The sequence below is a fragment of the Amycolatopsis sp. MEPSY49 genome (assembly GCF_051337345.1).
Taxonomy (GTDB): domain Bacteria; phylum Actinomycetota; class Actinomycetes; order Mycobacteriales; family Pseudonocardiaceae; genus Amycolatopsis.
In genome coordinates this window covers 48,661-69,156 of record NZ_JBDLYJ010000023.1, presented here as the reverse complement: position 1 = coordinate 69,156, position 20,496 = coordinate 48,661, and the positions used below count along the sequence as shown (strand labels likewise).

The 20,496-nt window shown below is 71.0% G+C and carries 17 protein-coding genes; 11 read left to right on the top strand and 6 right to left on the bottom strand.

The genetic code is table 11. The features are described from left to right. The 4 genes from ABFJ78_RS48340 to ABFJ78_RS48325 all read left to right on the top strand — a co-directional run bounded on the left by ABFJ78_RS48340 (position 1) and on the right by ABFJ78_RS48325 (position 3,786). On the top strand, positions 1-792 hold the full coding sequence (locus ABFJ78_RS48340; protein ID WP_436394343.1) for an ABC transporter ATP-binding protein: 792 nt from the start codon (positions 1-3) through the stop codon (positions 790-792). Further along, complete coding sequence (locus tag ABFJ78_RS48335; protein WP_436394341.1) at positions 779-1,663, top strand: ABC transporter permease; 885 nt, start codon at positions 779-781, stop codon at positions 1,661-1,663. The genes ABFJ78_RS48340 and ABFJ78_RS48335 overlap by 14 nt, the downstream gene beginning before the upstream one ends. A 115-nt stretch (positions 1,664-1,778) precedes the next feature. Beyond that, positions 1,779-2,639, top strand: coding sequence for an SDR family NAD(P)-dependent oxidoreductase (locus ABFJ78_RS48330; protein WP_436394339.1), 861 nt, complete (start codon positions 1,779-1,781; stop codon positions 2,637-2,639). A gap of 205 nt (positions 2,640-2,844) precedes the next feature. Continuing rightward, entirely contained in the window at positions 2,845-3,786 is a 942-nt protein-coding gene (locus ABFJ78_RS48325; protein ID WP_436394337.1) for an acyl-ACP desaturase, read from the top strand. An 88-nt stretch (positions 3,787-3,874) separates the two neighbouring features. On the opposite strand, the gene ABFJ78_RS48320 is transcribed toward ABFJ78_RS48325, so the two are convergent. After that, the gene (locus ABFJ78_RS48320) at positions 3,875-5,437 is read right to left on the bottom strand and encodes a DEAD/DEAH box helicase (protein ID WP_436394335.1); all 1,563 of its coding nucleotides are present in this window, start codon (positions 5,435-5,437) and stop codon (positions 3,875-3,877) included. 234 nt (positions 5,438-5,671) lie between these two features. Here ABFJ78_RS48320 and ABFJ78_RS48315 point away from each other — a divergent pair, with 234 nt between their 5' ends. The 5 genes from ABFJ78_RS48315 to ABFJ78_RS48295 all read left to right on the top strand — a co-directional run bounded on the left by ABFJ78_RS48315 (position 5,672) and on the right by ABFJ78_RS48295 (position 9,994). Beyond that, positions 5,672-7,378 (top strand): acyl-CoA dehydrogenase, encoded by a 1,707-nt coding sequence (locus ABFJ78_RS48315; protein WP_436394333.1) that lies wholly within the window; start codon positions 5,672-5,674, stop codon positions 7,376-7,378. Positions 7,379-7,419: 41 nt separating this feature from the next. Further along, positions 7,420-8,190 (top strand): 2-keto-4-pentenoate hydratase, encoded by a 771-nt coding sequence (locus ABFJ78_RS48310; protein WP_436394331.1) that lies wholly within the window; start codon positions 7,420-7,422, stop codon positions 8,188-8,190. Between the two features lie 124 nt (positions 8,191-8,314). Then, entirely contained in the window at positions 8,315-8,677 is a 363-nt protein-coding gene (locus ABFJ78_RS48305) for a VOC family protein (RefSeq protein ID WP_436394329.1), read from the top strand. A 4-nt stretch (positions 8,678-8,681) separates the two neighbouring features. Then, entirely contained in the window at positions 8,682-9,095 is a 414-nt protein-coding gene (locus tag ABFJ78_RS48300) for a hypothetical protein (RefSeq protein WP_436394327.1), read from the top strand. 32 nt (positions 9,096-9,127) lie between these two features. Beyond that, positions 9,128-9,994, top strand: coding sequence for a YwqG family protein (locus ABFJ78_RS48295; RefSeq protein ID WP_436394325.1), 867 nt, complete (start codon positions 9,128-9,130; stop codon positions 9,992-9,994). Between the two features lie 103 nt (positions 9,995-10,097). On the opposite strand, the gene ABFJ78_RS48290 is transcribed toward ABFJ78_RS48295, so the two are convergent. Further along, entirely contained in the window at positions 10,098-12,479 is a 2,382-nt protein-coding gene (locus ABFJ78_RS48290; RefSeq protein ID WP_436394323.1) for a Tex family protein, read from the bottom strand. A 145-nt stretch (positions 12,480-12,624) separates the two neighbouring features. On the opposite strand from ABFJ78_RS48290, the gene ABFJ78_RS48285 reads away from it, so the two are divergent. After that, on the top strand, positions 12,625-14,091 hold the full coding sequence (locus ABFJ78_RS48285; RefSeq protein WP_436394321.1) for a chitinase: 1,467 nt from the start codon (positions 12,625-12,627) through the stop codon (positions 14,089-14,091). A gap of 325 nt (positions 14,092-14,416) precedes the next feature. On the opposite strand, the gene ABFJ78_RS48280 is transcribed toward ABFJ78_RS48285, so the two are convergent. The 3 genes from ABFJ78_RS48280 to ABFJ78_RS48270 all read right to left on the bottom strand — a co-directional run bounded on the left by ABFJ78_RS48280 (position 14,417) and on the right by ABFJ78_RS48270 (position 18,705). Next, entirely contained in the window at positions 14,417-16,075 is a 1,659-nt protein-coding gene (locus ABFJ78_RS48280; protein WP_436394319.1) for a GMC oxidoreductase, read from the bottom strand. Beyond that, positions 16,075-17,535, bottom strand: coding sequence for a flavin-containing monooxygenase (locus tag ABFJ78_RS48275; protein ID WP_436394317.1), 1,461 nt, complete (start codon positions 17,533-17,535; stop codon positions 16,075-16,077). Before ABFJ78_RS48275 ends, ABFJ78_RS48280 begins: the two co-directional genes overlap by 1 nt. 75 nt (positions 17,536-17,610) lie before the next feature. Beyond that, a complete protein-coding gene (locus ABFJ78_RS48270; RefSeq protein WP_436394315.1) occupies positions 17,611-18,705 on the bottom strand; it encodes a winged helix DNA-binding domain-containing protein in 1,095 nt (364 codons plus the stop codon). Between the two features lie 79 nt (positions 18,706-18,784). Between ABFJ78_RS48270 and ABFJ78_RS48265 the strand changes: the two genes are divergently transcribed. Then, on the top strand, positions 18,785-19,840 hold the full coding sequence (locus tag ABFJ78_RS48265) for an AraC family transcriptional regulator (RefSeq protein ID WP_436394313.1): 1,056 nt from the start codon (positions 18,785-18,787) through the stop codon (positions 19,838-19,840). On the opposite strand, the gene ABFJ78_RS48260 is transcribed toward ABFJ78_RS48265, so the two are convergent. Beyond that, entirely contained in the window at positions 19,761-20,432 is a 672-nt protein-coding gene (locus ABFJ78_RS48260; protein WP_436394311.1) for a TetR/AcrR family transcriptional regulator, read from the bottom strand. The two genes, ABFJ78_RS48265 and ABFJ78_RS48260, sit on opposite strands and share 80 nt — an antisense overlap. Positions 20,433-20,496: the final 64 nt, after the last annotated feature.

Below are 20,496 nucleotides of genomic sequence, written 5' to 3'. Positions count from 1 at the left end.
ATGACCACGACCCTCCCGACCGGCCGGAGCAGCTTCACCGGCGCGACCGCGGTCCGGCTCGACGGCGTCCGCAAGACGTTCGGCCCGGCCGGCCGGGCGGTCGTCGCGCTCGACGGCGTCGACCTCACCGTCGCGCCCGGCGAGTTCGTCTGCCTCCTCGGCGCGTCCGGCTGCGGCAAGAGCACGCTGCTGAACCTGGTCGCGGGGCTCGACGCGCCGTCGGCGGGGGAGATCACGCTGAACACGTCGCGGCCCGCGGTCATGTTCCAGGAGGCCGCGCTGATGCCGTGGCTGACGGCGGCCCGCAACGTCGAGCTGCCGCTGCGGCTGGCCGGTTTCGGGCGCGCCGAGCGCCGCGAAAAGGCCGCCGAGCTGCTGGACCTGGTCCGGTTGAACGGCGCGGGCGGCAAGCGGCCGCACGAGCTGTCCGGCGGGATGCGCCAGCGCGTCGCGCTGGCCCGCGCGCTGGCCGCGACCCTGCGCGTCGGCGGCGACCCGGAGCAGGCGCTGCTGCTGATGGACGAGCCGTTCGCCGCCCTCGACGCCATCACCCGCGACGTCCTGCAGGGCGAGCTGCTGCGCGTCTACCGCAGCACCGGCACGTCGGTGCTGTTCGTGACCCACGACGTGCGGGAGGCCGTGCGGCTCGGGCAGCGCGTCGTGCTCCTGTCGTCGCGGCCGGGCCGGGTCGTGCGCGAGTGGACGGACGTGCCGCTGGCCGACGCCGAGGAGCTCACCGAGGAAATCACCGGGCACCTGCGAGAGGTGATCAGCACCCATGCCGCAGCTTGACCAGTCCGCCGAAGACGACCTCGACGCGGTCGGCGCCGGACTGGACTCGCTCGACGCCCCGATCGGCGAGCGCCGTCCGAGCTTCTGGAAACGCTTCGCCTGGGGCTTCCTGCCGCCGCTCGCCGCCCTGGTCCTGTTGATCGTCGTCTGGCAGATCCTCTGGGCGGCGGCGTTCTGGTCGGAAGCACAGCTGCCCGCGCCGATCGCGGTGTGGAACGAGTTCTGGGGCATCGTCGTCGACGGCCAGGTGTTCGGGTTCGTCTGGACGTCGGTCCACCGCGCGGCGCTCGGCTTCGTCGCCGGGGTGCTGATCGGCACCCCGCTGGGCCTGATCGTGGCGAAGGTCCGCGTGGTGCGGGCGGCGATCGGGCCGCTGCTGACGGGGCTGCAGAGCCTGCCGTCGGTGGCGTGGGTGCCGGCGGCGATCCTGTGGTTCGGCATCAACGACGCGGCGATCTACTTCGTGGTGCTGCTGGGCTCGGTGCCGTCGATCGCGAACGGCCTGGTGTCCGGCATCGACCAGATCCCCCCGATCCTGCCGAGGGTGGGCCAGGTGATGGGCGCGAACCGCCTGTCCTCGGCCCGCCACATCCTGCTGCCGGCGGCGCTGCCGGGGTTCTTGGCGGGGTTGAAGCAGGGCTGGGCGTTCTCGTGGCGCTCGCTGATGGCGGCGGAGCTGATCGCGTTGTCGCCGCAGCTCGGGGTCGGGCTCGGCGCGTACCTGAACCAGGGGTCGTCGCTGAACAGCATCGAGACGGTGATCGCGGCGATCTTCTTGATTCTGCTGGTCGGGATCGGGATCGAGTTGCTGGTGTTCCGTCCGTTGGAGCGGGCGGTGCTGCGGGCTCGCGGGCTGACTTCGTCGCTCTAGCGGTCGCCCGGGACGTTGCGGCGGCGTGGCCGGCGTCACGTCCCGAGCTGTCACGGGTTCCCGGCCCCCGGTGTCTTGTGGTCGATCGGATGCCACGAGCAGAACGGGGAACAGCATGAGCAAGGTCTGGTTCGTCACGGGTTCGTCGCGCGGCTTGGGCCGCTGCTTCATCGAGGCCGCCCTCGGCCGCGGCGATCGGGTCGCCGCCACCGCTCGGTCCACCGAAAGCTTCGACGCGCTCGTCGCCACCTACGGCGACGCAATCCTGCCGCTGGTGCTGGACGTGACCGACAAGGCCGCCGTCTTCGAGACCGTGAAGCGGGCCGCCGAGCACTTCGGCCGCTTGGACGTCGTCGTGAACAACGCCGGCTACGCGCAGATCGGCGCCATCGAGGAGCTGACCGAGGCCGACCTGCGCGCCCAGCTGGAGACCAACGTGTTCGGCCCGGTGTGGGTCGTCCAGGCCGCCCTGCCTTTCCTGCGCGAGCAGCGCGCCGGCCACTTCATCCAGCTGTCTTCGGCCGCCGGGCTCATCGCGATGCCGCTCGGCGGGGCTTACCAGGCGTCCCGGTGGGCGATCGAAGCGCTGAGCGAAACCCTGGCCAAGGAGGTCGCCGGCTTCGGTGTCAAGGTCACGATCATCGAACCGGGCGGGTTCGCCACCCGAGACGGCAAGAACCCGGACCCGCTCGCCAACGGGCACGTCGCCGAGGCCAGCCCGGTCTACGACGGCCTGCGCCGCCGGCTCGCCGAAGTCGCGGGCAAGCAGCCCGCCGGCGACCCGGCCGCCGCGGCACAGGCGCTGCTCAAGATCGTCGACTCGGCCAACCCGCCCCTGCGAGTGCTCTTCGGGCAGGGCTTCCACTCGATGATCAAGCAGGCCTACGCGGACCGGCTCGCGACGTGGGACGAGTGGCAGGACCTGTCCGCCGAAGCCCAGGGCGCCTCCGCCGAAATCGTCGGTGCCTCTCGGTAGCGTGGAAGACGGGGGGGCGCCCCCGCGGCCGAGTGAGTTCAGGCCGCCGGGTCCGGGCGTGGCGCTGCCGGTCCGGGCCGGCCGGTTCCGTGCTGATGCGGCGGTGACGTCGCTCACGGAACGATGCCCGGGCGGTGTTCGTTGACGGTACCTACGGCACCGTAACTTACGGTCGCGTAACCCCGATCCCCGGAAGGACGTGCGCATGACCGTCTCCGAGAGCACCGCGCTGATGTACGAGCTCGAGGGGACGGTCGAGGAGAACCTCAACCGTCACCTCGCCGCCGCCCAGGAGTGGATGCCGCACGAGTACGTGCCGTGGAGCGAAGGCCGCAACTTCGCCGACCTGGGCGGTGAGGCCTGGGACCCGGAGCAGTCGCGGGTCTCGCCCATCGCGCGGACCGCGCTCGAGGTCAACCTGCTGACCGAGGACAACCTGCCGAGCTACCACCGGGAGATCGAGCGCGCCTTCGGCCGCGACGGCGCCTGGGGCACCTGGGTGCACCGCTGGACGGCGGAGGAGGGCCGGCACGGCATCTGCATCCGCGACTACCTGCTCGTGACGCGGGCGGTCGACCCGGTGGAGCTCGAGCGGATGCGCATGGAGACCATGCAGGCCGGCTACGAGACCGGTGACAAGCCGCTGCTGCGGGTCTGCGCGTACGTGTCGTTCCAGGAGCTCGCGACGCGGCTGTCGCACCGCAACACCGGCCGCTACACGCAGGACCCGCTGGCCGAGAAGCTGCTGACCCGCGTGTCCACGGACGAGAACCTGCACATGGTCTTCTACCGCAACCTGGTGAAGGCGGCGTTCGAGATCGCCCCGGACGCGACGATGCGCGCGATCACCGACGAGGTCCTCGACTTCGCGATGCCCGGCGCGGTCATCCCTAGCTTCGCCCGCAAGGCGGCGCTGATCGCCAAGGCCGGCATCTACGACCTGCGCATCCACCACGACGACGTCGTGCAGCCGCTGCTGCGGTACTGGAAGGTGTTCGACCGGACCGGCTTCGGCCAGGTCGGCGAGACGGCCCGCGAAGAGCTCGACGCGTTCCTCAAGACCCTGAACACCCAGGCCGCGCGCTTCGAGGAGCGCCGCGACGCCGCGGCCGCCCGCGCCGCCGCCCGGGGCCTCCCGGCGGTCTGAGGCCCGGCGCGACCGCCTGGCCGGACAGGCCCGGACACGGCGAAGGCCGCCCCGGAGAATCCGAGGCGGCCTTCGCGAACCCTCTGGCTCAGCGCCCGTTACGCCGCGACCCCGCCCGGGTGCCGGACGAGAACGCCGCCGCACCGCCGGAGCCGGAGCGCCGCGGCACCCCACCGGAAGCGGCCGGAGCACCCGAGCGGCGCGAGCCACCCGAAGCCTGACCACCGGAACGCCGTGCCCCGCCCGAAGCAGCCGGAGCACCGGAGCGACGCGCGCCACCCGAAGCGGCCGGAGCGCCGGAACGCTGCGAACCACCCGAAGCGCCGCCGGAACGGCCGGCACGCGGCTGGTCTTCGCGCCGCGTCCGGGCCTGCTGCCCGCCGCGGTTCTCCTTCGGCGCCGCGCCCCGGCGGCCGCGGCCCGCACCCGGCGCCGCGCCCGAAGCCGTCACCTTCTTCGGCCGGTTGTCCACCGCGGGCGCCTTGGAGAACGTCCGCTCGCCCGGCGCCAGCTCCGCCAGCAGCGGGTGCCCCGGGCCGAGCTGGGTGGTCGTCGGCTTGATGCCGGCCTTGCGCGTGAGGTCGCGCACGTCGCGGACCTGCGCGTCCGTCATCAGCGTCACCACCGTGCCCGACGCCCCCGCGCGCGCCGTGCGGCCCGAGCGGTGCAGGTACGCCTTGTGCTCCACCGGCGGGTCCGCGTGGATGACCAGCCGGACGTCGTCGACGTGGATGCCGCGTGCCGCGATGTCCGTCGCGACCAGCGTCTTCGCGGTGCCGGAAGAGAACGCCTCGAGGTTGCGCGTCCGCGCGTTCTGGCCCAGGTTGCCGTGCAGCTCGACCGCCGGCACGCCGGACGCCACGAGCTTGCGCGTCAGCGCCTTCGCGCGGCTCTTCGTCCGCGTGAACACGAGTGTGCGGCCCGGCGCCGCGGTCAGGTCGACCAGTACCGGCAACCGGTGGGTCTCCTCGAGGTGCAGGACGTGGTGCTCCATCGTCGACACCGGCGACTGCGCCGAGTCGACGCTGTGCGTGACCGGGTCGCTCATGAAGCGCTTGACCAGCACGTCGACGCCGTTGTCCAGCGTCGCCGAGAACAGCAGCCGCTGCCCGCGCGAGGGCGTCTGGTCCATGATCCGCCGCACCTCGGGCAGGAAGCCCAGGTCGGCCATGTGGTCGGCTTCGTCCAGCACGGTGATCTCGATCGCGTCGAGCTTCACGTGCCCGGAGCGCATGTGGTCGGCGAGCCGGCCGGGGCAGGCGACGACGATGTCGACGCCGTCACGCAGCTTCGTGATCTGCGGGTTCGCCGAGACGCCGCCGAAGATGGTCGTCGTGCGCAGGCCCAGCGGCTTGGCGAGCGGCAGGATCGACGCTTCGATCTGCGTCGCGAGTTCGCGGGTCGGCGCCAGGATCAGCGCGCGGGGGCGCCCGGGCTTGCGCCGCGTCGGGCCCGCGGCGAGGCGGGCCAGCACGGGCAGCACGAAACCGTACGTCTTGCCGGAGCCGGTGCGGCCGCGCCCCAGCACGTCGCGGCCGGCGAGGGTGTGCGGCAGGGTCGCCGCCTGGATCGGGAAGGGCTCGGTGACGCCCTGGGTGGCCAGCGCGGCCACGAGCGGGGTCGGCAGGCCGAGTTCAGCGAAAGTGCTCATAGGTGCTTGCGGGCACGCGGGTGCCCTGGTCTCCATAACCTGAGAAGGGTTGTCCTGCCCGGCGCAGACCGGTCAACGGCCGCGGCGCGTGGTAGTCGACAACAGCAGCGGGCCGAGGCAGAACTGAGCGGCCCGCAAGATCAGTGTACCGAACGGGGGTGACATGACCCCAGTGAGATTGCCCGCACCTAGGGGGCTTGCTAAGTTACCGGTCGGTAATCGAGGAGGACGACCATGCTGCTGAACCCGCGCGAATACGACCCGGCGCACTTCGACGCCGAGACTCGGCGCCTGCTGCGCGCCACCATCGACTGGTTCGAACAGCGCGGCAAGGCGAAGCTGACCGAGGACTACCACAACCGCGTCTTCTACGCGGACTTCCTCGAGTTCGCGGGCAAGGAAGGCCTGTTCTCGACGTTCCTGACCCCGGCCGCGAACGCGGGCGGCAACCCCGACAAGCGCTGGGACACCAGCCGCGTCGCCGCGCTGTCGGAAATCCTCGGGTTCTACGGCCTGAATTATTGGTACCCGTGGCAGGTCACGATCCTCGGCCTCGGCCCGGTGTGGCAGAGCGGCAACGACGTCGCCCGCAAGCGCGCGGCGGACGCCCTGGACGCCGGCGGCGTCGGCGCGTTCGGACTGTCCGAAAAGGACCACGGCGCCGACATCTACTCGTCCGACCTGGTGCTCACCAAGGACGGCGACGGCTACCGCGCCACCGGGTCGAAGTACTACATCGGCAACGGCAACTGCGCGCGCACGGTGTCCGTCTTCGGCCGGATCGACGGCGTCGAAGGCCCCGACCAGTACGTCTTCTTCTACGCCGACTCCGAGCACCCGAACTATCACGTCGTGAAGAACGTGGTGCCGTCGCAGATGTACGTCGCGGAGTTCCGGCTCGAGGACTACCCGGTGCGCGCCGAGGACATCCTGCACGTCGGCGCCGAAGCCTTCAGCGCCGCGCTGAACACCGTCAACATCGGCAAGTTCAACCTCTGCTTCGGCGGCATCGGCATGGCGACGCACTCGCTGTACGAAGCCGTCACGCACGCGCACAACCGCGTCCTGTACGGCAAGCCCGTCACGGATTTCCCGCACGTGCGCCGCGAGTTCGTCGAGGCCTACGCGCGGCTGACGGCGATGAAGCTGTTCTCCGACCGCGCCGTCGACTACTTCCGCAGCGCGAACCCGGACGACCGGCGCTACCTGCTGTTCAACCCGATCACCAAGATGAAGGTGACGACCGAGGCGCAGAAGGTGATCGGCCTGGTCGCCGACGTCGTGGCGGCGAAGGGCTTCGAGGCCGACACGTACCTCGCGATGTCCAAGAACGACATCGACGGCCTGCCGAAGCTCGAGGGCACCGTGGCGGTGAACCTCGCGCTGATCGCGAAGTTCATGCCCGCGTACCTGTTCGCGCCGCAGGAGTACCCGCCGGTCGGCACGCGCACCGACGCCGCGGACGACGAGTTCCTGTTCCGCCAGGGCCCGGCGCGCGGCCTGTCGAAGATCCGGTTCCACGACTGGAAGACCGCGTACGCGCAAGGACAGCACATCCCGAACGTCGCGCTGTTCACCGAGCAGGCAGGGTACCTGGTCAAGCTGCTCACCGAGGCGGCGCCGGACGAGACCCAGCAGGCCGACCTCGACTTCGGGCTGGCGCTGACCGAGCTGTTCACGCTCATCGTGTACGGCCAGCTGGTGCTGGAGCAGGCGCGGATCACCGGCCTGGACGACGAGGTCGTCGACCAGATCTTCGCGGTGCTGGTCCAGGACTTCAGCGCGGCGGCGGTGGACCTGAACGGCAAGGCGAGCTCGACCGACGCCCAGCAGGCGATCGCCCTGGCGGCGGTGCGCAAGCCGGTGGTGGACGCCGAGCGCTTCGAGAACGTCTGGGCGCGGGTCCGGGCGCTTTCCGGGGTCTACGCGATGAACCCGTAAGCCGATCGACACCCGGTCTTCCGGTTGGCAAGATCACGGGCGTGAACCGAGAGCGGGCGGCGGAGCTGATCTGGGACGCGTGGCAGACCGGGAAACGCCTCGACGGACTGCCCGAAGACGCCCGCCCGCGCGACGCCGCCGAGGGCATGGCCGCCCAGGCCGCGCTCGCCGAGCTGGCCGGGCCGGTGTCCGGCTGGAAGATCGCCGCGACCACCGCGTACGCGCGGCAGTACCTCGACGTCCCCGGTCCGCTGCCCGGCGTGATGTTCGAGCGGTTCCACCACGTCGAGGGCTCGCTCGTGCCGGCCGACACGATGACCATGGGCGTCGCCGAACCCGAGTTCGCCTTCCGGCTCAAGGCCGATCCGGGGTTGTCGCCGTCGCTGACCTCGGTGCTCGACGCCGTCGACACGATGTTCCTCGCGCTCGAAATGCCGGACAGCCGCTACACCGACCACCAGCACGCGGGCGGCCCGCAGCTGCTGGCCGACGTCGCGTGCGCGGGCCGGTTCGTCGAAGGGCGGCCGGTGCCGGGCTGGCGCGACCTCGACCTGCCGCGGCAGCCGGTCGTCCTGCACGCCGACGGCGAGGAGTTCTCGCGCGGCAGCGGCAGCCTGGTGCTCGGCGACCCGCGGCTGGCGCTGCACTGGCTGGCGATGGACCTGAGCCGCCACGGCCGGGCCCTGCGCCCGGGCGACGTCGTGACGACCGGGACGGCGACCCCGCCGTGCCCGATCCACGCCGGCGGCCACGTCGTCGCGGACTTCGGCGCCCTGGGCAGCGTCGAGGTGCGGTTCGCCGGGGGAGGGTAATCCGGCGGTCGCGGGGCTATCGTCGACGCGGTCCGCCACGGCCTGACCGGGCGCGCGGAGCTGCGCGCGTGGCGCGGCGCCCCGGCGGACAGCGCGCTCGGCCGGGCTTTTCGAGGAGGAATCGATGCTGGGACCGATCGGGCAGGTTTCGCGGACCGTCGCGGACCTGGACCGCGCGAAGGAGTTCTACGGCGAGGTCCTCGGCCTCCCGCACTTGTACACGTTCGGGGACTTGGCGTTCTTCGACTGCGACGGCGTCCGGTTGTTCCTGACGGCCGGCGAGCCGAAGGGCGCGGAGTCGGTGCTCTACTTCCGCGTCCCGGACATCGACGCGGCGTACGACGCGCTGCGCGCCCGGGGTGTCGAGTTCCTCGGCGCGCCGCACCTGATCTTCCGCCACGAGTCCGGGGTGGAGGAGTGGATGGCGTTCTTCACCGACCCCGACGGCCACGCCACCGCGATCATGAGCCAGGTCTCGCTAGGGTGATCGGGTGCTGACGTTCCGTGCCGGGTTCCTGGCGCTCGCCGTGATCGTCCTGCTGCTCGACGCGGGGTTCTGGTGGTTCGCCCACGCCCAGCACCGGACGACCGCGCGGATCGGCTTCCTGGTGGCGTTCGTGCTGCTGCTGGCCCTGCTCGCGGCGGCCGCGGGCGTGGTGCGGTGGGAGATAGCGGCCCCGCTCGCGGCAGCGTCGACGTCGGGCCTGTTCTTCGTCGGCGCGGCGGCGATCTTCAGCGTCGGCCTGGGGTTCCTGCTGACGGCGGTGGTGGAGGCGGCACTGGTGCGGCGGCTGGTGCTGGACGCGTCCCCGGTGGGCTGGCGCGGCGGAACGGGCGTGATCAGCTCGGCCGCGGCGGTTGTCCCGATGGCCTTGTTCGCCATCGGCCTCGTCGCGCTCCGCTGAATTTTGTCGGTGCTCCCTGCCACGATGTCGCCGTGACGTCTTGGAGAGATCGACTCAGCGCCCTCGCCCGCGAGCGGCTGCCCGCCGAGCTGGCTTCCGCGTGGGCGGCGTTGTTCCGGCCGGGCATCCGCCTGGTCTCCGCCGGCGAAGGGCCGCGCGTGGGCCGGCTCGGCGGGGCTCCGATGCTGCCCGCGGAAGCGGAGTGGCCCGAGTGGCCGGGGCGGGGTCCGCTCGACTTCCTGGCCGCGGTGGACTGCGCCGCGCTGCCGCGGGAGTTCTTGAGCATCCCGCTGCCGGAGGCGGGCACGCTGCTCTTCTTCTACTTCGACGGCGATCGCCGGGAGGCTGACGACACCCCGCTGCTCGAAGACGTCGAGGGCAGCCGGGTGGTCTTCGTGCCGGCGGGGGTCCCGGTCGCCGAACGGGCGGCCCCCGACGGCGTCGTCCCTTACCCCGGGCGGGATCTGTTCGGCGAGGTCGTGGCCACGGCTCCCGAGCGGGAGCACCTCCTGCTCGAGCAGACCGTGACCGCGAGCGGGGTTTCCTTGGCCGAAGCGGCGGAGGAGGCGGATCTCCCGCCCGACTACCCGGGCACCGACGTGTTCGGCGAACTCGTCTGGCAGCAGCACGGGAAGGGCCCGCACCACCAGGTCGGCGGGTTCGCCGCCCCCGTGCAGGGCGCGGTGGAGAAGGAGATCGCGGCGGCGGTGCTCGGGGGCTACCGGGACCCCCGGCTGGCCGAAGAAGCGGCCCGCTGGGTGTTGCTCGCCCAGATCGACAGCGACGACGAAGCCGGGATGATCTGGGGCGACGCCGGAATGCTGTACTGGGTCATCCGCACCGACGACCTCGATGCGGGCCGCTTCGACCGGGCGAGGTGCACGTTGCAGTGCGGGTGACTCGGCGCTGGTGGTGAAGCCTCGGCCCAGTTCGAATCCCGAACGCCGTGAAGGCCTCCTTACCGGCCGAAAGAGCCGGTAAGGAGGCCTCCACGGACACGTCCTACTTGCCGAACCCGGCCCGCCGCAAGGCCTCCGCCATGGACCCGCTCGCCGCGGAGTTGCCCCCACGGTCCCGGCCCCCACCGCCACGCCGGTCGCCGCCACCGGAGCCGCCGCGACGCTGACCGCCGCCGCCCTGACCGCCACCGCCCTGACCCCGGTCACGACCGCCACCGCCGCCGCGGTTGCCCGACGGGGCACCGGGCTCGTCGTCCAGGCGCAGAGTCAGCGAAATCCGCTTCCGCGGCACGTCGACATCGAGAACCTTCACCTTCACGATGTCCCCGGGCTTCACGACCTCCCGCGGATCCTTCACGAAGTTCTTCGACAGAGCCGAAACGTGCGCCAGCCCGTCCTGGTGCACGCCGACGTCGATGAACGCCCCGAACGCCGCCACGTTCGTCACGACACCCTCGAGCCGCATGCCCGGCTTCAGGTCGCCGATCTTGTCCACGCCCTCGGCGAACGTCGCCGTCTTGAAGGCCGGACGCGGGTCGCGGCCCGGCTTCTCCAGCTCGGCCAGGATGTCCGTGACAGTCGGGAGACCGAACGTCTCGTCGACGAACTCGGCCGGCTTCAAGGCCGACAACGTCCGCGTGTTGCCGATCAGCGAGCGGAGGTCCGTGCCCGTCTTCGAGAGGATCCGCCGGACCACCGGGTACGCCTCCGGGTGCACCGACGACGAGTCCAGCGGGTCGTCGCCGTCCGGGATGCGCAGGAAGCCCGCGCACTGCTCGAACGCCTTCGGGCCCAGGCGCGCGACCTCCTTGAGCGCCGTCCGGGATCGGAACGGCCCGTTCGTGTCGCGGTGCGCCACGATGTTCTCCGCCAGCCCCGTCGTGATGCCCGAAACCCGGGTCAGCAGGGGAGCGGACGCCGTGTTGACGTCCACGCCGACCGCGTTCACGCAGTCCTCGACCACCGCGTCCAGCGAGCGCGACAGCGACACCTCGGACAGGTCGTGCTGGTACTGCCCGACGCCGATCGACTTCGGGTCGATCTTCACCAGCTCGGCCAGCGGGTCCTGCAGCCGGCGCGCGATCGAGACCGCGCCGCGCAGGGAGACGTCCATGTTCGGCAGTTCCTGCGAAGCGAACGCTGACGCCGAGTACACCGAAGCGCCCGCCTCGGACACCACGGCCTTCGTCAGCTTCAGCTCGGGGTGCTTCTTGATCAGCTCCTGGGCGAGCTTGTCCGTCTCGCGCGACGCCGTCCCGTTGCCGATCGAGATCAGGTCCACCTTGTGCCGCGCGCACAGCGCCGCGAGCTCGGCGATCGACTGGTCCCACTTGTTCGCCGGCTGGTGCGGGTAGATGACGTGGGTGTCGACGACCTTGCCGGTCGCGTCCACGACGGCCACCTTCACGCCGGTGCGGAAGCCCGGGTCGAGGCCCATCGTCGCGCGGGTGCCGGCCGGCGCCGCGAGCAGCAGGTCGCGCAGGTTGGCCGCGAACACGCGCACGGCGTCGTCCTCGGCCGCCTGGCGCAGCCGCATCCGCAGGTCGATGCCCAGGTGCAGGAGGATCTTGGTGCGCCACGCCCAGCGCACGGTGTCGCCGAGCCACTTGTCGCCCGGGCGCCCCTGCTGGGCGATGCCGAACTTCGCGGCGATGCGCGCCTCGTAGTCGGTCGGGCCGACCTGCGGCTCGTCGGTGGGCTCGTCCGGCGACATCGTGAGGTCGAGGACCTCCTCCTTCTCACCGCGCAGCATCGCGAGGATCCGGTGCGAGGGGAGCTTGGTGTACGGCTCGGAGAAGTCGAAGTAGTCGGAGAACTTCGCGCCTTCCTCCTCCTTGCCCGCCCGGACCTTGGCGACCAGGTGGCCCTGGCCCCACATCTTCTCCCGCAGGTCACCGATGAGGTCGGCGTCCTCGGCGAAGCGCTCGACGAGGATCGCGCGGGCGCCGTCGAGCGCCGCCTGCGCGTCCGCGACGCCCTTGTCCGCGTCGACGAACACCGCCGCGGCGGCCTGCGGATCCGTGTTCGGGTCGTTCAGCAGGCCGTCGGCCAGCGGCTCGAGACCCGCTTCGCGCGCGATCATGGCCTTCGTGCGGCGCTTCGGCTTGTAGGGGAGGTAGATGTCCTCCAGCCGCGACTTCGTGTCCGCGGCGAGGATCGACGCCTCGAGGGCGTCGTCGAGCTTGCCCTGGCTCCGGATGGACTCGAGGACGGCGAGCCGCCGCTCGTCGAGTTCCCGCAGGTAGCGCAGCCGCTCCTCGAGCGTGCGCAGCTGCGCGTCGTCGAGCATGCCGGTGACTTCCTTGCGGTAGCGCGCGATGAACGGCACGGTCGACCCGCCGTCGAGCAGCTCGACGGCGGCCTTGACCTGTCCTTCGCGCACGCCCAGTTCTTCGGCGATCTTTTGCTCGACCGACACGCTCACTGCAACACGCTCCTGCTTCGCCTGGTTCCGATCGTCTCATTCTGCCGTTTCCGCCACCCCGACTTTCGGATGGGGCTCCTTGACAATCAGATTGGTCTAGTCCATTTTGTGGTGACCTGCCTCACCACCTTCGTGGAGGTCGCCCGTGGTCCCCAAGATCCGGCTAGCCCTGCTTTCGTTGCTTTCCGTGGTCGCGCTGAGTCTCGGCGTGACGTTCGTCCTCGCCGGCAACGCCGCGGCGGCGAACATCCTGGCCAATCCGGGCTTCGAGTCCGGCACCTCGGGCTGGACGTGCACCGCCACGCCGACGGCGGTGAGCACCCCGGTCCACAGCGGCAGCCGCGCGCTGAGCGCGTCGCCGACGTCGTCGGACAACGCGCAGTGCTCGCAGACGCTGACCGTCTCGGCGAACACGGCGTACAAGCTGTCGGCGTGGGTCCAGGGCAGCTACGTCTACCTGGGCGTTTCCGGCTCGGCGACGACCAGCACGTGGACGCCGGGCACGAGCGGCTACCAGCAGCTGTCGCTGAGCTTCACGACGGGCGCGAGCACGTCGCTGACGGTGTACCTGCACGGCTGGTACGGCCAGCCGACGTACTACGCCGACGACGTCAACCTCGACGGGCCGGGCACCCCGCCGCCGACGACGCCGACCACGCCCACCACCCCTCCGACCACGACCACCCCGCCGACGACGACCACGCCGCCGCCCACGCAGGGTGACCTGCCGAAGCACGTCCTGACCGGCTACTGGCAGAACTTCTACAACGGCGCCAAGGCGCTGAAGCTGGCGGACGTCCCGACGAAGTACAACATCATCGCGGTGTCGTTCGCGGACGCGACGGGCACGCCGGGCGCGGTGAGCTTCACGCTCGACTCGGGGCTGTCGTCGCAGCTCGGCGGCTACACGGACGCGCAGTTCAAGGCGGACGTCAAGACGGTCCAGGCGCGCGGCCAGAAGGTCATCATCTCGGTCGGCGGCCAGAACGGCACGATCAGTGTCGGCGACTCGACGTCGGCGAACAACTTCGCGAACAGCGTGAAGTCGCTGATCGCGAACTACGGCTTCGACGGCGTCGACATCGACCTCGAGAACGGCATCAACGCGACGTACATGGGTCAGGCGCTGCGCAGCATCTACAACGGCGGCGGCAAGGTCATCACGATGGCGCCGCAGACGATCGACATGCAGTCCACGCAGGGTGGCTACTTCCAGCTGGCGCTGGGCATCAAGGACATCCTGACGGTCGTCAACATGCAGTACTACAACTCGGGCACGATGCTCGGCTGCAACGGCAGCGTGTACGCCCAGGGCACGGTCGACTTCCTGACGGCCCTGGCGTGCATCCAGCTCCAGGGCGGCTTGCGAGCGGACCAGGTGGGCCTGGGCCTCCCGGCGTCGTCCCAGGCGGCCGGCGGGGGTTACCAGGCGCCGTCGAACACGGTGTCGGCGCTGAACTGCTTGGCGCGCGGAACGTCGTGCGGATCGTTCAAGCCATCGACGACGTACCCGTCGATCCGCGGCGCGATGACGTGGTCGATCAACTGGGACGCGTCGAACGGCTACGCGTTCGCCAACACGGTCTCGGCGGGGCTCGCGGGCCTGCCGTGACCGTGCGCTGAGGAAGGCCCTCCCGGAAGCGCGGCCGGGAGGGCCTCTTCACGCGTTCAGCAACGCGAAACTCCGGCATAATGGCCGCATGACGGCTCGGCGATCGCGAGTCCTCGTCACCATTGGTATGGCGTGCTCGGCTGGCGCCCAGGTTGCGGCCGGCATGGTCGGCAACACGATGTGGCAGGCGGGGTTCCTTTTGGCCACCGTCTTGACCATGGCTGCCGGAACCTGGACGGGCACACCTGTCCTCGAAAAAAGTACGTAACTTGACTCCGGCCACTGGCCCGAGTCAAGTTTCGCGCTCAGGCCGACGCGAGCCCATTCACACCGGCGTGATCGGCAGCCTCAGCGCTCCCGGCGCCTCCGACGGGACCACCGGGTTCTTCGGCGCCACCGGCGCCACCCGCTGATACGGCGACCCCAACGCCGGCCGCGGGTCCGTCTCACCCCGATTGGGCCAAAACGCCATCGCCCGCTCGGCCTGCGCCGTGATCGTCAGCGACGGGTTCACCCCGAGGTTCGCCGTGATCGCCGATCCATCCACGACGTGCAGTCCCGGATACCCGTACACCCGCTGATAAGGATCGATCACTCCCGACGAAGCCGAATCCCCGATCGTGCAGCCGCCGATGAAGTGGCCCGTGATCGGGATGTTCGCCATGTCCGTCCACGCGCCCTGCGGGAGACCGCCGATCTTCGCCGCCACCCGGCGCGTCACCTCGTGGCCCACCGGGATCCACGATGGGGACGGTGCTCCCGCTCCCTGGCGCGTCGTCATCCGGCGGCCGAACAGACCCCGCTTCGTGTACGTCGTCACGGAATTGTCCAGCGTCTGCATCACCAGCAGCCCGATCATCCGTTCCGACCACCGGCGCGGGTTGTGGATCCGCAGCAAGTTGCGCCGGGCACGCCACAACTCACGCAACCCCAGCACCCACCGGCGGCGGCCCGGCGAACCGTCCACCAGCACCGTCGCCAGCAGCCCCATCACGTTGCTGCCGCGCCCGTACCGCACCGGCTCCACGTGCGTCACGGAGTCCGGGTGGATCGACGACGTGATCGCGACCCCGCGCGTGTAGTCCGTGTCCGACCGCAACGACCGCGCCGCCAGCACCGCTTCCGAGTTCGTCCGGGCCAGCAGTCCCAAGCGAGGGGACAACGCAGGCAGCGTCCCGTTGTCGCGCATCCGGTGCAGCAACCGCTGGGTGCCCAGAGCCGCCGCGGAAAACACCACCTGCGACGCGGTGAACGTCCGGCGGGAAACGCCGCCGGTCCGCCGCGTGTCCACCGCGTACCCGCCGGAGATCGGCCGGACGGACACCGCGGTGGTCAAGGGATGAACGACCGCGCCCGCCCGCTCGGCCAGGTACAGGTAGTTCTTCACGGTCGTGTTCTTCGCCCCGACCCGGCACCCGGTCATGCACTCGCCGCACAGCGTGCAGGAGGACCGCAGGGGACCGGCGCCGCCGAAGAACGGGTCCACTCCGGACTGTCCGAAATAGACGCCGACCGGCGTGCGGCGGTACGTGTGCCCGATACCCATGTCGTCGGCCACTTCGGACAGCACCCGGTCCGCGGCCGTCGTCGCCGGGTTCTCGACCACGCCCAGCATTCGCTTCGCCTGGTCGTAGTACGGCGCCAGCTCGTCCTTCCAGTCCGTGATGTGCGCCCACTGCGGGTCCGCGTAGAACTTGTCCGGGGGCTCGTACAGCGTGTTCGCGTACACCAGCGAACCGCCGCCGACGCCGGAGCCGCTCATCACGAACGTGTTCTTGAGCAGCGTCAGCCGCTGGATGCCGAAACAGCCCAGCGCGGGCGCCCACATGTACTTGCGCAGCCGCCACGACGTCTTCGCGAACTCGTCGTCGGCGAACCGGCGGCCGGACTCCAGCACGCCGACGCGGTAGCCCTTCTCGGTCAGCCGCAACGCCGTGACGCTGCCGCCGAACCCGGACCCGATCACCAAGACGTCGTAGTCCATCACGCCACCACCCGGTAGTCGCCCACGTCGAGCCGCCGGGTGCGGCGGTCGTACTCGGTGACCAGGCCCGGCCAGTTGGTCGTCACCCGGCCGTCGGCCTGGCGGTACCAGCTGGTGCACGCGCTCCAGACGCTCCGGCCCAGCCGCTGCTGGACTTCCCGGTCGTAGCGTTCTTCGACGTCCGGCCGGACGTCCACATAGGACACGCCGGGCCGGGTGAGCTGTTCCACCGCCTGGCGGATGTACCGCGCCTGGCGCTCGATCATGTAGATGATGGACCCGGCGCCGAGGTTGGTGTTGGGCCCGTAGACGCAGAACATGTTCGGGAACCCGGGCACGACCATGCCGAGGTAGGCCCGTGCGCCGCCGGCCCACTCGTCCTGCAGCGACCGGCCGCCGAGGCCGGTCACCTTCATCCGGCCGAGGAACTCCGTCGCGGCGAACCCGGTGCCGTAGACGATGACGTCCGCGTCGAGCTCGGTCCCGTCTTCGACGCGCACGCCGCGCGGGGTGATCGACGAGATCCGCCGCGTTTCGACGTCGACGTTCGGCTGCGCCAGCGCCGGCAGGTACTCGTTGGTGAACAGGATCCGCTTGCAGCCCAGGGGATAGGCCGGCTTCAGCTTCGCGCGCAGCTCCGGGTCCTTGATGTGCCGGCGCCGCAGCTGCGCGGTCCGCAGCTCGAACATCTTCGCCAGCACGGGGTGCTTCGTCATCGCGTAGGTCGCGTACTCGGCGAGCAGGAAGATCCGCAGCCGGCCGAGCAGCTGCGTGGGCGGCAGGTGCTCGAACAGCCAGTGCTGCCACCGCCGGTAGGACGGGTCGGACTTCGCCATGACGTACGGCGGCGTGCGCTGGAAGACCGTGACGTGCTTCGCGCGCTTGCGCAGCTCGGGAACGAACTGGACGGCGCTGGCCCCGGTGCCGATGACGGCGACGCGCTTGCCGGTCAGCTCGACGTCGTGGTCCCAGCGCGCGGAATGGAACGCGTCGCCGGCGAAGCTCTCGCGGCCGGGGAGGTCCGGCAGCACCGGCCGGGACAGCTGGCCGACGGCGGGCACGAAGACGGTGGCCTCGTAGGTCCGGTCCGGCGTTTCGACGCGCCAGACGCCGCGGGCTTCGTCGAACGTGGCCCCGGTGACCTCGGTGTTGTACCGGATGTGCGGCTCGAGGCCGTATTTGGCGATGACGCCGCGCAGGTAGGCCAGGATGTCCGGCTGGTGCGAGAACCGCTTCGGCCACCGCGGGTTCGGCTCGAAGGAGTACGAGTACAGCGGCGACGGGATGTCGCACGCGGCGCCGGGGTAGGTGTTGTCCCGCCAGACGCCGCCGGCCTCGGCCGCGCTCTCCAGGATCGTGAAGTCGGTGAACCCGGCGCGCTTCAGCTCGACCGCCGTCCCGATGCCGCCGAACCCGGTGCCCACGATCAGCGCCGATGGGCCCTTCGCCGAACTACTCATGAAGGAAAAGCTACGCAGCGGGGGCCTGTGACAACAGGCCACGAACGGTCACCCGATCGAGAATTCCGGCCAGCCTCACTCGGGAGCCAGGATCCGCACCTCCCGCGTCTCGGCGGCCGGCTCCGCCCACTCCACGAGCCGCCCGGCCGCGCTCTCCAGCATCCCGAGATCGCGCTTGGGCAGCTTCTCGAACGGCGACAGCTCGACCACCGCCGCCTTCCGCTCCTTCCGCAGCTCCCAGAGCCCCCGCACCTGGCCGCCGACCAGCAGCGTGCCCTTGACCAGGCCGTTCTGGGTGATCACGCGCTTGCGGTACTCGTCGGAGATCACCCGCGTCCGGTCCGCGAACGACAGGATCATCTGGTCGAACGGCCCGAGCAGCCGCGGCGGCGCCGGGACGTCCTCGTCCGGCACCGTCAGCTCCGGCAGGTCCAGCAGCTCGCGGCCGTCCGGGTCGCGGTAGCGCCGCAGGTCCATCGACGCGGCCACCTCGCCCAGCCGGGTGATGCCCGCCCACGCCTGCACGTCCGCCACCGACGCCGGCCCGAACGCGCGCAGGTACCGCGCGATGAGCGAAGCGGGCGAAGGCGCCGGAAGCGGCGCGCCCACCCACTCGTCGAGGCACGCGTACGTCGTCTGCCCGGCCTTGCCCCAGATCGCCCGGGGCGGAGTCTGGACCAGCGGCAGCCGGCCGCGTGCCAAGTGGGTCAAGGACGCCGCGGGGACGTCCCAGCGTTTCGCCAGTTCAGCGCCGAGTGCCGTGCCGGTCAGTGCCGAAGTGGCCAGCAGTTCACGCGCGGCCGAGGCGATCTCGTCGTGGTCGAGGCCGGCCAGCGCCGAGGCGTGCTGGGTGTTCGTCTTCAGGTCACGCTCGTAGAGCACCTGGACGACGGGCCGCCACGCCAGCGCGTCCGCCGCCGTCACCAGGTGGACCGTGCCGCGCATCAGCGCGATCCGCACCACCTGCCGGCTCTCCAGCAGCTCCGAGAGCTCCGCCGGCCGGAACCCGTGCAGCCGCGACCACAGCGCGAAGTACGGCGGGAACGGCGCCTGTGCCTGCAGCCCGGCCAGGTGCTCCACCGCGGCCAGCGCGGACATCTTCACGCGGCGCAGCAGCAGCTGGCGCTCCAGCGTCGCGCGGTTAAGGGCCCGCCTGCTCAAGGTCTCCACGCCGTCACCCTAACGATCACCCCGGACAGTTCCGGTCCTCGATTCGACGCGCGAGCGGCCGTCATCCATAATTCCGGCCATGGCCGAGCTCGCCGCGCCCGCCGTCGGGGACTGGGACTTCCCGCGCGGCACCGCGAGCATCGAGCTGATGACCCGGTTCGCCGCCGACCGCGGCCTGCCCGCCGGGCAGCTCCTGGCCGCGACGACGCTCTCGCCGGAGCTGCTCGCCGACCCGTCGGTGCAGGTCGACGCGCGGCAGGAGCTGGCCGTCGTCCGCGCGCTGGCCGAGCTGGACGGCTCCGACGCGACGGCCCTCGAGCTCGGGCGCCGCTACCGCGTCAGCACCTTCGGCATCTTCGGGTTCGCCTGCATCAGCAGCCCGACGCTGCGCGACGCGATGCTGTTCGCGCTGCGCTACTTCGACCTCAGCTTCGCCTTCTGCATCCCGCACGTCGAACTGGCGGGCGGGAAGCTCACGCTGGAGCTCGACGACAGCCGCGTGCCCGCCGACGTCGCCCGGTTCCTCGTGCTGCGCGACCTGGCCGCGATCTTCTCGGTCATGCACGACCTGCTGCCGGAGATCACCCTGGAGGACCTGAGCTTCCGGCACGAGCCGTCCACAGTGGACCCGTACCGGGCCGCGTTCGGGCTGGCCCCGCGGTTCGGCGCCGACGCCTGCCGCGCGACGCTCGACCCGGCGCTGCTCGCGCTTCCGTTGCCGCAGGCCAACGAGCAGACCGTCGCCCTGTGCGCCGCGCAGTGCGAGGCGCTCGTCGCGCGCAAACGCCGGCGTTCGGGCATTTCGCAACAGGTCCGCGAGCGCCTGGTGCGGCTCGGCGGCGTCGACGCGGGGATGGACGAGATCGCCCGCCAGCTGACGCTCAGCACGCGCACGCTGCGGCGTCGCCTGACCGAGGCCGGCACCAGCTACCGCGCGCTCGTCGACGAGGTCCGTCAGACGCTGGCCGAGGAGCTGCTCGACACCGGCGTGCTGTCCGTCGAGGACGTCGCGTACCGGCTCGGGTACGCCGAGGCGTCGAGCTTCATCTACGCGTTCAAGCGGTGGACCGGGATGACCCCGGCGGCGTTCGCCCGGCGCTTCCGGGCCGCTCGGCAAGCACCGCCGGGTAGGTGAGCTTCAGCAGGTTGAGGATCGAATCGGTGAGGAAGGTGCGCAGCGCAGCGCGGTCGAGCGTGCCGCGGATCAGCCATTCGCGCGACGCGGCCCGCAGCAACCCGCCGAACGACCGGATCATCGCGCGCAGCTCGTCGCGCCCTTCGGTGACGTCGGTCATCAGCGCGGCTTCCAGGACGCGGTCGGCGGCGACCTCGTCGGCCTCCAGCATGATCCGCTCGATCTCGGGGTCGCGGCCCGCCGACTCGGGGCCGATGACGGTCAGCCAGGCGTCGCGGTTGCGGTCCACGACGTCGATCCAGCGTTCGACGCCGATCGCCAGCCGTTCCTCCATCGTGGTGTCCGGCAGCGCTTCGGTGACCGGCGCCGGCACGATCATCAGCTGCCGCACCACTTCCAGGTAGAGCTCGCGCTTGCCGCCGAAGTAGTGGTTGATGAGCGGGCGCGCGACCCCGGCGGCCTCGGCGATGTCCGAAGTGGACACCGACGCGTAGCTGCCGGCGCCGAACAGGTGCCGCGCGGCGGCGAGGATCTCCGCCCGCCGTTCGGCCGGTTCGAGGCGGCGCCGCCGCGGCCGGGTCCCACTGGTCATCCGCTCAGCCTCGCCGGGGATCGGCATGCTGTCAACAAGTAGTTGACCCTACGTCAAAAGGTTC